We start from the raw sequence: 14,290 nt of genomic DNA, 5'->3' as shown, positions 1-14,290 counted from the left end.
AAAGTTTAGTTTTCCGAGACTAACTGAAATTGAAGGAAACACAATTATGCAAGACGCAATTACTTCTGTTATCAATTCTTCCGATGTCCAAGGCAAATACTTAGATGCCTCTTCCCTTGAAAAGCTCAAGGGCTATTTCCAGACTGGAGAGCTACGGGTACGGGCAGCAACCAGCATCAGCGCTAACGCCTCCACCATTGTTAAGGAAGCAGTTGCTAAGTCTTTGCTATACTCTGATAGCACTCGTCCCGGTGGCAACATGTACACAACTCGTCGCTATGCTGCTTGCATCCGCGACATGGACTACTACCTACGCTACGCAACCTATGCGATGCTTGCTGGTGATCCTTCCATCCTTGATGAGCGTGTACTCAATGGTTTGAAAGAAACCTACAACTCTCTTGGTGTTCCTATTGGCAATACTGTACAAGCTATCCAAGCTATGAAAGAAGTAACCGCTAGCTTGGTTGGTCCTGATGCAGGCAAAGAAATGGGCGTTTATTTCGATTACATTAGCTCTGGCTTGAGCTAAGTAAGTCAGCTGGCTGGCTTAAATTCTGAGTTCTTCGGAATTTTTTGTCTTGTCAAAGTCTGGGAAGTCAGTGGTGAGTGCTAGCTTGTTAAAGACAAGTTTTGCTCCAATGTCAAGCAGATAAGTTTTGGCACAGTTATCAGTTATCAGTTATCAGTTATCAGTGAACCTCCGACTGAAGTCGGAGGCTTGAAATACTGAACTAAATATTTTTTTCATCCCCTTAAAAGGGGAGGCACATACCCTCATTTTTTGGTAAAAACTATAGCACTATGGTATATATAGTGTTTTTGTCGAAAAAATGCGTAAGCCCTGTTTTATTTTTTATTAGATGAAAACGCTATAATTACCAAAAAAGAATTCAGTCCTCATTCTGAGGAATTGAGAATAGAATTTAGTACTATTGGTTTATGAATAAAAGGGTTTAAAGCTCTCACAAAATCTGATTTTTGGTGGTTTTTGATTAGTGGCGGTTCAGCAATGCCCTACTAATTATTCTGTCTTCTGACTCCTTCTCCAAGAATTAATTTCCTCTATTAACTACTCCCACTGGAAACATGAAAGACTTCTTCAAATATACTTTTGCCAGCTTGATTGGCAGTTTACTGGGAATTGCTCTAATTGTCAGCTTAGGATTTGGCGGACTAATATTTCTTGTTGGTTCCATCGCGAGTAAGGCCAAAGATATCGGCCCAAAAGTTAAAGATAAATCGATCCTAGTTTTCGACCTCGCTACTAATATTACAGACACCAGACCCATCTCCACTACCGGGGAAGCACTTCAAGAAGCTCTCTCTGGCGACCAACCTGCAACTATTACTCTCCGAAAAGCAATTAATGCTCTTGATGCTGCTGCCCAAGACGAAAAAATTATCGGTCTTTACATTAAAGGTAGCAGTATACCAGGAATAACAGGACTGGCAAATCTACAAGAAATACGTCAGGCACTTCAACGCTTCCGAGAAACAGGCAAAAAAATCATTGCCTACGACGTAGACTGGACAGAGCGAGAATATTATCTATGTTCCGTAGCAGATGATATTGTTATTAACCCCATGGGTGCCATAGAATTCAATGGTTTAAGTTCACAAACTATGTTCTTGAGTGGGGCGTTTGATAAATTTGGTATTGGAGTACAAGTAACGAGAGTCGGTAAATATAAGTCCGCAGTTGAACCTTTTATCCGACAAGAAATTAGTCCGGAAAACAGACAGCAAACTCTCCAGTTGTTACAGGATATTTGGGGTAAATACCTGCAAACAATAGCCCCTAGTCGCGGGTTAACAATACAGCAGTTACAGGCGATCGCTAATGAGCAGGGGATTTTGATGGCGGATGCTGCGGTAGATAGTAAATTAGTAGACCGAGTTGGTTACTACGACGAAGTGCTAGGTGAACTTAAAGAGTTAACTGGCAAAGAAGAAGATGACAAAACTTTTACACAAATTAGTCTCAACAACTATACGAGAGTGCCAGAAGTTGCAGAAACTGACAGTGGAGATGTTAAAAGCAAAAATAAAATTGCTGTAGTTTACGCTCAGGGAGAAATAGTTAATGGTACGGGTACTCCCAGACAAATAGGAGGCGATCGCCTAGCAAAGGAATTGCGACGACTGCGACTTGATGACAAAGTTAAGGCTGTAGTTTTGCGAGTGAATAGTCCTGGTGGCAGTGCTTCAGCATCGGAAGTTATTGGTCGAGAAGTCAAACTTACCAGGGAGCAAAAACCTATAATTGTATCTATGGGTAATATAGCTGCTTCTGGTGGATATTGGATTTCCATGAATGCGGACAAAATATTTGCTGAACCTACTACTATTACAGGTTCCATTGGAGTTTTTGGTGTTTTGTTCAATATTCAAGAGTTGGGCAATGAAAATGGTATTACTTGGGATACAGTAAAAATTGGTCAATTTGCCGATCTGAATAATAATTCTCGTCCTAAAACTGAGGAGGAGTTAGCCTTAATTCAAAATATGGTGGATTCAATTTATGAGCGTTTTATTACAAATGTAGCAACTGCTCGTAATTTACCAAAGGAGAAAGTAGCTGAAATTGCTCAAGGTAGAGTTTGGTCTGGTGTTAGTGCTCAAGAGTTAGGTTTAGTAGATGAGATTACTGGAATAGAGGGTGCGATTAAGTTTGCTGCAGAAAAAGCGGAATTGGGAGATGGTTGGAAAGTTGAAGAATATCCTAAGTCTCGTAGTTTGGAGCAAAGAATTTTCCGCAGTCTTTCTGGTGTGGAAGCTGAAATATCGACTTCTCCGGTAGACCCACTGACGGCAGAATTTCAAAAGTTGCAGCAGGAGTTAGCTAGTTTGAGAGCTATGAATGACCCTTATGGAATTTATACTCGTTTGCCTTTTAATCTTAGAATTGATTGAAGAAGGCATTCAACAATTAATAATTAATAATTAATAATTAATAATTACCTCTCCTTGAAAACGGATAGGATTGAAAGGTTGTCTGAGACGTCCCATTTGCTACATCCAAGCCCCCGCGCATCCCCAAATTTTGGGGGACTAGAGCAAGCAAATTGTCTTGTTCCCCCCAAAGTTGGCTTGCTCGGGGGGCAAAATTCAGTATCAAAAAACTTTGCAGATATTCTCTAACTCAAAGGAAAATGTTTTTCTTATTTCTCCTTTAAAGGAGATACTTTAAACCTTAATTATTCGGTAACTATGGCAACTGATAACTCAAATAACTGTCCCCATCCAATTTTTCCAACAAGGTCAGTCCTAAATATTTTTTTTCCTTCTTCCTTCTTCCTTCTTCCTTCTTCCTTATTTTTGAATTTCAATGCCAGAAAATCTTAATATCAGAACAGCAAACTTATCAGAAAATTATATAATTGCCGAGCATCTTTACAAAATGTGGCAAGATATTGGCGTACCTATTGATTCTATTGAATCTAACTGGTTAGAAATCACAAAAGAGTATATTGATAATGCTAGAAAAAAACTATTTTATCAAGCTTTTATTGCCGAAATAAATAATACAATAGTTGGTTCAGTTAGCTGTCAAATACTTGCTGGTTTGTATCCAAATATTCTCAAGCCGGAATATAGAAAATATGGTTATATTTGGGGTGTTTATGTTGAAGCAAATTATCGCCGTCAAGGAATTGCTAAAAAGTTGATGGAAGAAGCGATCGCTTACCTTAAATCTATTAATTGTACTAAAGCTATTCTTCATGCTTCACCTCAAGGCAAACCTCTATATTCTGATCTTGGCTTTGATAAAAATAATGAAATGCGGCTAGACTTATCTTAGAATTATTTTTTATTCTTACCGATCTTTTCTTTTGCGGGTTTAAGAGGTTGTCTGATAAGTCCCATTTACTACATCTAAGCCCCCGCGCATCCCCCAAAATTGGGGGACTAGAGCAAGCAAATTGACTCTTGTTCCCTCCAAAGTTGGGGGGCTAGGGGAGCAAAATTCAGTATCAAAAAACTTTTCAGATATCCTCCAATATCATGTTCGGATAATTACTTATAATAAAGTTTTTGTTTGTAGTTGGGCTTTAGCCCTTACAATGCTTAGTATTAGGACTAAAGTCCAACTACGAGCCTAATTATAACTGTTCTACCGTTAGCGTAGCTCCCCCGGAGGGGGAACATAATATAATACCATGTTCGGATAATTAACCATAAAAAACCTTCTCCCTTGAAACCTTCCTTCTTCCTTCTTCCTTCTTCCTTCTTCCTCCTTCCTTCTTATTAAAAATGTCAAAAAAACAAAAATTTCCTCATCTTGTTGGTTCAAAATGGACGGCAAATCAAAAAACCTGGGGATGGCGACATTTCCAAGTAGTAAATCGTAAAAATCAAGGTCAATGGGTATTTGCTGAAATGGTTGCATCCTGTGACTCAAGTGTGAGATTTTGGTTAAATGCTAAACAACTAAAAGACCGTTCTCTTTGGAAACCTGGATGGCAGTCAACACAGGAATTAGAAGCCATTGAATAATTAATAATTAATAATTACCTCTCCTGGAAATTCGTATTACTTCTTACTTTTTACTTTTTACTTATAAAGGAGAGACTTTAAACCTTAATTATTTGGTAAGTAGCACAATTTTTGTATTTCATATTACTTCTTACTTCTTACTTCTTACTTTTTACTTTTGACTTATAAAAGAGAGGCTTTCAACCTTAATTATTCGATAAAAATGGATTACGAATATCTTAAACAAGCAATTAAATTATTAACAAATGCCACCAAAAATTTAGAAGATATTGTCAGTGAAAAATCTATAAATCAAGCTAATCATCAAACAGTTGAATTTGCTCAAGAAACTATCAAAAAAGCTATGGCAGAAATCTCTGCTGCCATTAATCCTCCCATCATAAATCATATTCCAGATGAATTTTTAGCTAAAGCAGAAAGTTTAGGTATTCCCTTAGATGATGTTGAGGTTATAGTCGCTATTTCTGAACATCATCCTAGTCAGTTATTAGGTGTATTAGCAGAAATTGAAAATAGAGCTGAAAATATCAGACGTAGACGAGAATATTTTCTCCTACGATTACCAGAAATGCCAATAGAAAAATTAGGTTCTCGACTACCAGTTATTAAAGCTAGTGATTTTAATTGGCCGGAAGAACCGATTTCTCAAGAATATCGAGAGGCAATTAAAGCTAAATACAAAATTGATCGACTAATGAAAAAACGACCTTATTCTAGAGCTACAATTTTTGAAAAAATTAAACAAGCAGAGGCAATTTTTGCCGAATCTCAAGAACGGGAAAATGAGTATGATTTAGATGAAGAAATCCCGTTTTAATTTTTATATGCTCCCAGAAAAAAGGTAATTTCAATGAATTTAAACAGTTAAAATACTTCATTAAAATAGTTAACTAAAAGTTCTTAATCATTACATACTATTAGACAATTGCTAAAAATTGACATTGATAATAAGCTCTGGGGAGAATATCTTCAAAAGCATCAAGCATAGTCATTTCATTAATGGATAATTGATAATGGATAATTGATAATTACCTCTGGTTAAAACCGCTCTTGATTGAATATAAGGAAATATTATTTCTTCTCTTGGTCGATTGGATATGGCGAGTTCTCCTCGCCATCCCACCCTTCGGGAAGCTACGAAGATCGACCGCTTTTTTTCCCCTTAACAGGGGAGGCTTTAAACCAGAATTATTTAATTATTAATTAGTTAATTATTCGGTAAATCAGTACAAATCATAATTTAATTACAAATTTTATAAGAATGGAAGAGAATTCAAAAAAACTCTGTGTGGTAATTGATACTAATACATGGATACAAGATTCTAATATTTTACTAAAAACGTCTTTAGGAGGAGCATTACTTTATTGTATCAAACAAAATAATGGCTATCTTGGATTACCATAAGTTATAGAAAATGAAGTCTTAAAACATACAATTAAAGATGGATGTAAAGCTGTTGAAGAAATTAACTCTAATTTTAAAAAAATTGAAATTATCATGGGAAAACGCTCTAATTACCAAGTACCAGACGAAAGTCAAATTAAAGATGCTATAGAAAGCAGAATGAAAGAAATTGAGTCGTGGATTAAAAGAGTACCGTTTACTTTTGAACACGCTAAGTAAGCACTTCAGGGCGTAGATGAAGGAACACCACCTACACCTAATGGAGAAAAAAATCAACAATTTAAAGATTCTGCTATTTGGGAAGCAATTCTTTCTCTACTAAAAGAAAATTACGAAGTTCATTTTGTAACTCAAGATAAAGGTTTTTTTGAGAATAGAAATGAAAACTATAGTCGTCTTGCTAAGAATCTCTATAAAGAGTGCAAAACTTTAGGTCAAGAAGTGTTTATATATAAAGATTTAAAATCATGTTTAGATCGGCTTAAATCTAATGTACCAGAATTGGATAAAACAAATATTATTCTGGGAATAGATAAAGAAAGAATTCCTCGCTTGGATCGAGAGATAGGTTTTGAAATAGTAGAATTATCTCAAGATTTATCTTCATTTTCAGCATTTATTACAGAAGCTAATTATAAACTAGCTATAGAGTTTGATCTAAAGTATCATTTATCAGATTTTAAAAGTACAAAAGAAAACGAAAGACAGAATTCTATATTGACAGTTGAAGGAGAATGTATGTATGACTATACTGATAAAAATTTTAGCGAGATTCGTATTAGAAGAGAAACAGTGAATTGGTCAGAAGTTGATGGTACACCAGGTAGAAGGAGTAATGTTTATGTTGATTGCTTGATAGGTGGAATAAATGAGGAAGTTAAATATAAAATTAGGGAACCACTTTAAGCAATAAATTATACCATGCATGAAAAAAGAATGTTACGAATAGTTTGGTCAACAAAAATGGTTAAAGTCAGATATATATTTAGCAGAATAGAATTATTTCAGGGTCAAAAATGATAATAACAGCTCTTTCTACTGACTACTGACTATTGACTACTAGAAACAGTTCCAGGATTTGTAGCAAACATTTATCAAATTGGTATTAAACTGAGAATAAAGGTTGAAAACACAAATTTTTCGACGATAAAAGTTAACTAAAGTAGTAATATCATGTCCGGATAATTAGTGATAAAAAAACTTTCTCCTTTTCCTCCTCTTTATTCTTTCTTCCCTCCTGACTCCTGACTCCTGACTCCTGACTCCTCTATCATTTATTTATAACTGTTTAACCAGACATGATATTAAACCTGAATATCCCACAAGCTTTCCTGATACTTCTTCACATCCTCAATAAAACGCGGAGGATAGACATTGCGAAATTTATGATGGTCTTGAGGAATAGTCTCGATCATAAAGTCAATCATTCCTTGAGGGTCGAGTTGCAAATCTTCCCCTGCAAATAGTTGCTGTGTATCGCGAACTGGCTTCTCTGGGGTGAAGTTTCGGTCGGGGTCGTACCACTGGTCGAGGGTGTCATACATTCTATCGTTAAAACCTGTACGGAATGGGCCGGGGTTAATAGTTGCAATCTGTACTCCAGTACCCTCCATTTCCTCACGCATCAACTGCACAATGGCTTCGAGGGCGTGTTTGGACGCGCAATAGGGTGCGAGAAATGGGAAGGTGGAAAACCCTGCAATCGAAGAAGTAAAGATAATTTTTCCTTTGCCTTTTTTGACAAAATGACGGGCGAACGGCTGGATAAATTCTAGGGTGCAGAAGACATTCACCTCAAATACGCGACGTACTCGATCGACAGGAATTTCAGCGATAGGACCAGTTTCACCAGTAGCTGCGTTGGGAGCTAAAATGTCGATCTCGTCGGCATATTTCTCAAACACAAATTCGCGTTCCTCTTTATTCAGCAGATCCATCTTAGCGACTTCAATTTCCACACCTTCTTGTTCTGCTGCTGCCTTAAGTTCAGTGACTTGGGGCCAGTTTTCACAGGTAGCAATTACCTTATGACCTTTTTTTGCTAACCCCAGCACCGTACCTTTACCGAATCCCGAACCTGCACCTGTCATTAAAATTGTCTTACTCATGAGAAATCTCCTTTCTGAGAAAAAATACTTTGATTTATGAAACAAACTTATATCATGTTCGGTTAAATACTTATAAATAACTGTTGTGAGTCCTCAGGAGTCAGGAGGACCGAGTCAGGAGTCAGGAGGGAAGAAAGGAGGAATACATAGGAAATATTGGAGAATAGTATTGATAATTTCAGTATTTCTTTTGTACTGTCGGTACTATCAGTCCTTAAATTTTATTGTAACTGATTATCCGAACATGATATTAGATGATTTTATGGCTTTTATAGACGATCGGTTCGCCATCCAAAATTTCCTTAAATTTTTCAACCGCTGAAGTAAGATGGGGTGTTTTCCAATGTGCAGATTCAACATCCGTATCTTGCCATTCTTCAAAAGATAGTATGGTGTTAGGGTCTTCTTGGTTACGATAAAACCCATATTGCAACGCTCCTGCTTCCTGACGAGTCTCTCTTGCTAGTTCTTCTAGAACCCCAACTAGCTCGTCAAACTTTCCCTTTTGAGCCTTTAGCACGGCAACGGTATATAGTTTTTCGCTCATGATCTTTACTTTTTGTCTCTAATTTTCTATTGGTCACTATCATTGAAGTTGATGTATCAGTTATCTTTAACAGGACTTACGCAAAGGCACTATTTATAGAGTATAATAACTATTGGACAATAGTTGTGAGCGCTATATATAGCTTGTCTGCGTAAGTCCTATTTAAATCTAGCTGCATTGGCAGCTTCAGCAGTATCAACATCACCTCGACCAAAAAACGCAGGTACGGGTTTGGGTTTTTCCAAAGCTCTTTGGGTAGCAGGTCGTTCGTCAATACGGTCAAACCAAGCTTGAAGATTATTCAACCCATCTACAGAAACCTTTGCCCAATAGTAAGACCTCGCCCAAGGATAAGTAGCAATATCTGCGATCGTAAATTCATCTCCCACCAAGAAGATTTTACCCTCAAGCTGTTTATCCAATACTTCCAGTAACCTGCGCGACTCCTTTACATATCGCTCGATCGCAAATTCATCTCGATGTCCCTGTGGTTCGGCAATCCTTTGAAAATACATCGCCTGTCCCATCATTGGTCCGATACCACCCATTTGAAACATTAACCATTGAAGTGTTTGAGAGCGAGCTTTTTCATTTTGAGGGAGAAACTTTTGATATTTTTCTGCCAAATACCAGAGAATTGCACCCGACTCAAAAACAGCAAAATCGTCATTACCCCGGTCTACGATCGTTGGAATACGTCCGTTTGGGTTGAGCTTCATGTACCAATCTGACTTTTGTTCCTTTTTAGAAAAGTCAATATAGGTCATGTCATACTCAACTTCAGCTTCTTCAAGAAAAATTACTGGCTTCCATCCGTTCATGGTGGAGGCTGTATAAAGATGAATGTCTGGTTGTTTGGTCATGATATTTTCTCGGTTATTCTAAATTAATAGTGCTGCTACGCGGAAGTCAAAAGTCAAAATTCAAAAGTATTGATTTGTAATTGTTTTAGGATTTTGTAACTGGTCAGTTATCAAAACAATATGGGTCTAAAACCACGCCTTTTAAGGCGAAATATTTTTGGAGCAGAGCTCAAACCCCCGTTACAAAAATAACTAGGACTTAAGCAGATACGGTATATATAGTACTCATAACTATTGTCCAATAGTTACTGGACTCTATACACAGTGTCTTTGTGTAAGTCCTGATAACTTCTGACTTGTGACTTGTGACTTCTAACTTCGTTAATTCCGCCATCCTGCAATAGTATTTTTTGAGGATAAATCAAACATTAGACATCTCCAGAAAATAAATCTTTTAATTAGAGCAGACTAAGGATACGAAAAATTCACCCTAAAAAATCTTTTTTCGTGCCTTTTTCGTAAAAACATCTTACCTGTTGCCTGTTGCCAGATGAGCTGTTGCCTACTCCTGCAAAAAATCTATATCTTTTTCGGAGATGTCTATTAGCCAGGATTACTGACTGATAGATGCTACTTGTTGAGCGTCTGCGTTTCTAAAAGGATTGAAATCGAGAAAAACTTTAGTTAAATGAAGAATATACCGCTCTTTATCGGACTCAAATTGAGGATTTTTAATAATGTTGTGGCAAGAAAAATGAGGTAACTCCTCTAAACCACAATATTCCTGAGATTTACGCATTGGTAGCAATACTTCTTCTGCCGATCGCCCTTCAAAAAAACTATTTGGATTCTTATTATTGAAGACTTCGATGGGTGCATTCCAGGTAGTAGAGAGCATAAACTTTTTACCTTTCATAAGTCCACCAGATCCATATTCACCACCACTAAACCCAAAAAATTCACCATAAGCATAAACATCATCTAGGTATCGTTTTAAAGTTGATGGCATCATGAACCAGTAAACTGGGTATTGAAAGATTACTGCGTCAGCTTGTTTGAATTTAGCAATTTCCTCTGGAACTTTGTAGCCATCTTCAACAATAGTAGTCAAAATTTTATAACGATTGCTTAAAGTTTCTACTGCGGTCTCAAAAAGACTTTGATTATAGTTACCTTTAGCAAATTCGTTAGTTTCTTTACCTAAAATTAAAAGCAGAGTGTTCATTAGTTGGCCTTGATTTATTTGGTATTTGTCACTGCCAGCGTTGGTAATTTGAGGTATGATATCATGTCCAGATAAGAGCGCGATAGAACTCCATGACCTTTACGCGACCAAAAAACTTTCTCCTTCTAGTCTGGGTTTATTCTTCTTTCTTCTCTCCTGACTCCTGACTCCTGACTCCTGACTCCTAAGTAATTAAGATTAATATCATACACTAATTTACCAACGCCGTCACTGCCATAATTGAAAGATACAAAATTAAGTTACTATAGTCAACTAGTATACTTTTAGTAACCAGGTGGGAAATGAGTTCTAAGATTGAAATTGAAACCGACAATCTAGGTCGCAAGCAGGCAATTGAACCTTGTCTTACACCCTGTCCAATTGAACGCGGAATGAGGCTTATAGGTGGAAAATGGAAAGGATCTATTCTTTGGCATCTCAAGGATAAACCCGTACGTTTTGGGGATTTAGCTCGTCAACTTGGTGGAGCAAGCAAAAAGATGGTAACTCAAAGGCTAAGAGAGATGGAGAATGATGGTTTGGTTAAGCGTGAGGTAATTAGTACAAGACCTTTTGCTGTAACCTACGAGATAACTGATTTTGGGAAAACAACACTTTCTTTTTTAGAAGAGTTGAAGCAATGGGTAGAGAAGCAAAATATCTAGGGTTTGCGCTTCACTAGTCTTTTAGTAGGGGTAGGAGACAGGAGACAGGAGAGATGGGAACGAGCGAGGAGGTAGGAGTAACAATTGTAAGAATGATTTTTATCCCCAACTATGCGCCTATTTTAGGCTCCATGCATGAGCATAAACAGCTGAAAGAATTGTCCCTTAATTTTTCTGTTCTTGTCTGCACAAAATACTAATACGCATGAGCTTTCTTGACCGAAAAGCTGGTACTTTTTTTTACCTCAGAAGGCTGAAACTTTTATATGTCAATTCTTTTATAGTTAATCAGCAAGCCCTAACTATTTATGGGTATATTCTCTATTATTATTTATATAGAATCCGGTTATATAGTATATGTTTATAACTATACTTCAAGTCTTCAATCTCCCCTACTCCCCTACTCCCCCCAACTATATAATAAGTGTTCAACCAGATTTAATATTAGAGGTGTGAGGAGTTGATTTTTCATACTCGACATTTCTCTGCCAAACTATCATTTATGGGCAAGTTGGTTAAAAATGCCGTAAGCATTCAGCTATTAGCAGTCAGCAGTCAGCAATTAGTAATGAGTAATTACTTCTAAGGTTTAGGAAGGGGAATTTGCCAGTAACTTTTATTCTTTCTCAATTTTAAAGGTTGCTTTTATCTTCCTCAAAATTAATAGCTGACGGCTGAATGCTGACGGCTGAATGCTTACAAAATGCCTTATACTTGTAGTGGCCAGCTATACTTGAAATGCTTGTTTAATACTGTTAGCTAAATTTAACTTATTTTGTTGTTCATAAAGCTCCATAGCTTGACCATAAGCTGATTCCATTGCCTGTAAGTTTTGAATCTCTCCATGAGAATTTTTAAGATTTAACAACACCCACCCTAAATTATGATAAGCTTCTGCATAATTTGGATTGATTTTAATTGCTTTTTCTAGGAAAGATTTAGCGAGCAACCATTGTTGTTGACGACCAAGGAAAGTGCCTAAACGATATAGAGCAATTTCATTTTGATGATTATTACTGAAATTTTTATATATTTGAATGGCAGCTTGATAGTTTCCCTGATGTTCATAGGCGATGCCTAAATTTAAAAATATCCAAGATTTAAGATCAGATAAATGGGTAGCTTTTTCTAGAGAAATAATAGCTTCTTGCCATTGATTTTTGCAGCCTAGTTTCCAACCTTTGCATCCCCAGGCAAAACTACTGTTAGGCAATTTAGTAATAAATTCTTCAATACATTCTTCAATACATTTATCTATATCTGGAGTAGTTTTACTTAGTAATTCTTGGTCTATAGCAAAAATCAAAGAAGGGTATAACCAAGAAAGCAATTTTTGCCGATCGCTACTATTATATTTTTGGGAAATTTTTATTGCTGGACGAATAGTATCGATGGCTCCTATCCACTGTTTTTGATTTGCTAAAATCCAGCCTTTTAATCCTAATGCAAAAGCCGAATTACTATCTATTTTCAAGGAGCGATCGCATACTATTAATGCTTCTTTCCATCTAGATAATTTTGCTAAACTCCAAGCATAGTTAGCCTGTATCCAAGATTCTTCTGGAGATAAATTTACAGCTTTTTCTAACTGTTGAAGTGCCTGTATCCAATTTTCTTGACGACAACTAATTAGCCCTAAAACTCCATAACCTCTACCATCATTGGGATTAATTTTAATAGCTCGCTCGGCAGCAAAAATAGCTTGGCGATCGTCAATATAAACTAATAACATTGCCAGTTCTATAGCAGCAATACTATTATCGGGTTCTTTCAACAAACATTGTTGATAAGCTGTGACTGCTTCTGGCAAATTTCCTTGTTTTAAAATCTGTCTAGCTTGACTTAATTGTTGAGAAATAAACTTACCTTTCAGCGCATCAATTAATTCCTCAGCACTTTGAAAACGTTCCTCTATTTCCATCTTCATTCCTGTTAAGATAATTTGTTCTATTTGAGGAGAAATTGATGGTTCTATTTGGCGTGGATAAATCAAAGCTTCTGAACTTAATCTACCAGGTGATGCTACTGGTAATTTACCTGTTAAAGCATGATAAATTGAAGCACAAACAGCATATAAATCTGTACTAGGATTGGGTTTGCCAAAGTTAGTATATTGTTCTATTGGTGCATATCCAGGCGTCAACATAGAGGTCATTTTATGAGTGAGACCTGCCAAAAATTCTCTGGCGGAACCAAAATCAATCAGGATAGCTTTATCTAGGGAATTAATAATAATATTATCCGGTTTAATATCGCGATGCAGAAAATTATTAGCATGAACTAACTGTAAAGCTTCAGCAATTTGAATAAAATATTTTTTGACAAGATTTTCTGGCAGTCTACCTTTTTCTTGCAAAATTTTAGATAGGGGTTTACCTCTGACAAATTCCATTACTAAATAAGCTGTATTGTGAGCTTCAAACCAATTAATAACTCTGACAATATTGGGATGGATACATTTTTGTAAATATTCTGCTTCTGTCTTAAATTTTTGAATTTGTTCCTGCTTAATTTTGGCAGTAATAGAGGGAGGCCAAATAATATTTATGCCATGTCTCAGAAACTTATCTGGGCAAAGTTCTTTAATCGCAACATCGGTAAAATTTTCTAAATCAATTGCTTTGTAAGTAATGCCAAAACCACCCTCACCTAATGTTTTTTCTATTCTATATTTACCTTGTTGAAGTAAAGTGCCACTAGGAAGTTGATATCCTACTGAATTTATATTAGTTAAAGGGCAACCACAAGCGCGACAAGTAATGGCAGTATCAGAATTTTCTGCGCCACAAACTGGGCAGTTTATCGACATTTTTGTATCCTTATTTTATTGGAGAAGGAAGGCTTCAACAATTAATAATTAATAATTGTTGAAAGTTGATAGGATTGATGCAAGAGGGAAAATTTTTCTTGTTTCTCCTTTAAGAGGATATCTGAAAAGTTTTTTGATACTGAATTTTGCCCCCCTAGCCCCCCAACGCATGGGGGGAACAAGAGTTAATTTGCTTGCTCTAGTACCACTTTATTAATCCCCCTCCCG

Annotated in this window: 13 protein-coding genes; 7 read left to right on the top strand and 6 right to left on the bottom strand. The window is 36.5% G+C overall.

What is annotated here, in order from left to right; all coding sequences use genetic code 11:
- Positions 1 to 46 precede the first annotated feature (46 nt).
- Together apcB and sppA are read left to right on the top strand one after the other, a co-directional pair.
- Entirely contained in the window at positions 47 to 532 is a 486-nt protein-coding gene (gene apcB, locus F6K23_RS06450) for an allophycocyanin subunit beta (protein WP_293152246.1), read from the top strand.
- 557 nt (positions 533 to 1,089) lie between these two features.
- Positions 1,090 to 2,916, top strand: a complete 1,827-nt coding sequence (gene sppA / locus F6K23_RS06445) for a signal peptide peptidase SppA (protein WP_293152231.1) — start codon at positions 1,090 to 1,092, stop codon at positions 2,914 to 2,916.
- A 284-nt stretch (positions 2,917 to 3,200) separates the two neighbouring features.
- Here sppA and F6K23_RS06440 read toward each other — a convergent pair whose 3' ends face one another.
- Positions 3,201 to 3,332, bottom strand: coding sequence for a hypothetical protein (locus F6K23_RS06440; RefSeq protein WP_293152228.1), 132 nt, complete (start codon positions 3,330 to 3,332; stop codon positions 3,201 to 3,203).
- Here F6K23_RS06440 and F6K23_RS06435 point away from each other — a divergent pair.
- From F6K23_RS06435 to F6K23_RS06420, 4 genes are all read left to right on the top strand, one after another.
- Positions 3,332 to 3,805 (top strand): GNAT family N-acetyltransferase, encoded by a 474-nt coding sequence (locus tag F6K23_RS06435; RefSeq protein WP_293152225.1) that lies wholly within the window; start codon positions 3,332 to 3,334, stop codon positions 3,803 to 3,805. The genes F6K23_RS06440 and F6K23_RS06435 overlap by 1 nt on opposite strands.
- Before the next feature lie 452 nt (positions 3,806 to 4,257).
- Positions 4,258 to 4,500, top strand: a complete 243-nt coding sequence (locus F6K23_RS06430) for a TIGR02450 family Trp-rich protein (RefSeq protein WP_202222197.1) — start codon at positions 4,258 to 4,260, stop codon at positions 4,498 to 4,500.
- A gap of 202 nt (positions 4,501 to 4,702) precedes the next feature.
- Positions 4,703 to 5,317 (top strand): hypothetical protein, encoded by a 615-nt coding sequence (locus F6K23_RS06425; RefSeq protein WP_293152222.1) that lies wholly within the window; start codon positions 4,703 to 4,705, stop codon positions 5,315 to 5,317.
- A 1,029-nt stretch (positions 5,318 to 6,346) separates the two neighbouring features.
- Entirely contained in the window at positions 6,347 to 6,811 is a 465-nt protein-coding gene (locus F6K23_RS06420) for a hypothetical protein (protein ID WP_293152219.1), read from the top strand.
- A gap of 398 nt (positions 6,812 to 7,209) precedes the next feature.
- Here the strand turns inward: F6K23_RS06420 and F6K23_RS06415 are convergent, their stop codons facing one another.
- The 4 genes from F6K23_RS06415 to F6K23_RS06400 all read right to left on the bottom strand — a co-directional run bounded on the left by F6K23_RS06415 (position 7,210) and on the right by F6K23_RS06400 (position 10,588).
- A complete protein-coding gene (locus F6K23_RS06415; protein WP_293152216.1) occupies positions 7,210 to 8,013 on the bottom strand; it encodes an SDR family oxidoreductase in 804 nt (267 codons plus the stop codon).
- Positions 8,014 to 8,263: 250 nt separating this feature from the next.
- Positions 8,264 to 8,533: a putative quinol monooxygenase gene (locus F6K23_RS06410; RefSeq protein WP_293152213.1), complete on the bottom strand. Its 270-nt coding sequence runs from the start codon at positions 8,531 to 8,533 to the stop codon at positions 8,264 to 8,266.
- Positions 8,534 to 8,718: 185 nt separating this feature from the next.
- Complete coding sequence (locus F6K23_RS06405; RefSeq protein ID WP_293152210.1) at positions 8,719 to 9,423, bottom strand: glutathione S-transferase family protein; 705 nt, start codon at positions 9,421 to 9,423, stop codon at positions 8,719 to 8,721.
- Positions 9,424 to 9,976: 553 nt separating this feature from the next.
- Complete coding sequence (locus F6K23_RS06400) at positions 9,977 to 10,588, bottom strand: NAD(P)H-dependent oxidoreductase (RefSeq protein ID WP_293152207.1); 612 nt, start codon at positions 10,586 to 10,588, stop codon at positions 9,977 to 9,979.
- A gap of 302 nt (positions 10,589 to 10,890) precedes the next feature.
- Here F6K23_RS06400 and F6K23_RS06395 point away from each other — a divergent pair, with 302 nt between their 5' ends.
- Positions 10,891 to 11,253: a helix-turn-helix domain-containing protein gene (locus F6K23_RS06395; RefSeq protein WP_293114616.1), complete on the top strand. Its 363-nt coding sequence runs from the start codon at positions 10,891 to 10,893 to the stop codon at positions 11,251 to 11,253.
- A 727-nt stretch (positions 11,254 to 11,980) separates the two neighbouring features.
- Here F6K23_RS06395 and F6K23_RS06390 read toward each other — a convergent pair.
- Positions 11,981 to 14,062, bottom strand: coding sequence for a tetratricopeptide repeat protein (locus tag F6K23_RS06390; RefSeq protein WP_293152204.1), 2,082 nt, complete (start codon positions 14,060 to 14,062; stop codon positions 11,981 to 11,983).
- Between the last annotated feature and the right edge of the window lie 228 nt (positions 14,063 to 14,290).

The sequence above is a fragment of the Okeania sp. SIO2C9 genome (assembly GCF_010672455.1).
Taxonomy (GTDB): Bacteria; Cyanobacteriota; Cyanobacteriia; order Cyanobacteriales; family Microcoleaceae; genus Okeania.
The sequence above is the reverse complement of the archived record's forward strand: the minus strand, read 5'-3'. Positions and strand labels throughout refer to the sequence as shown.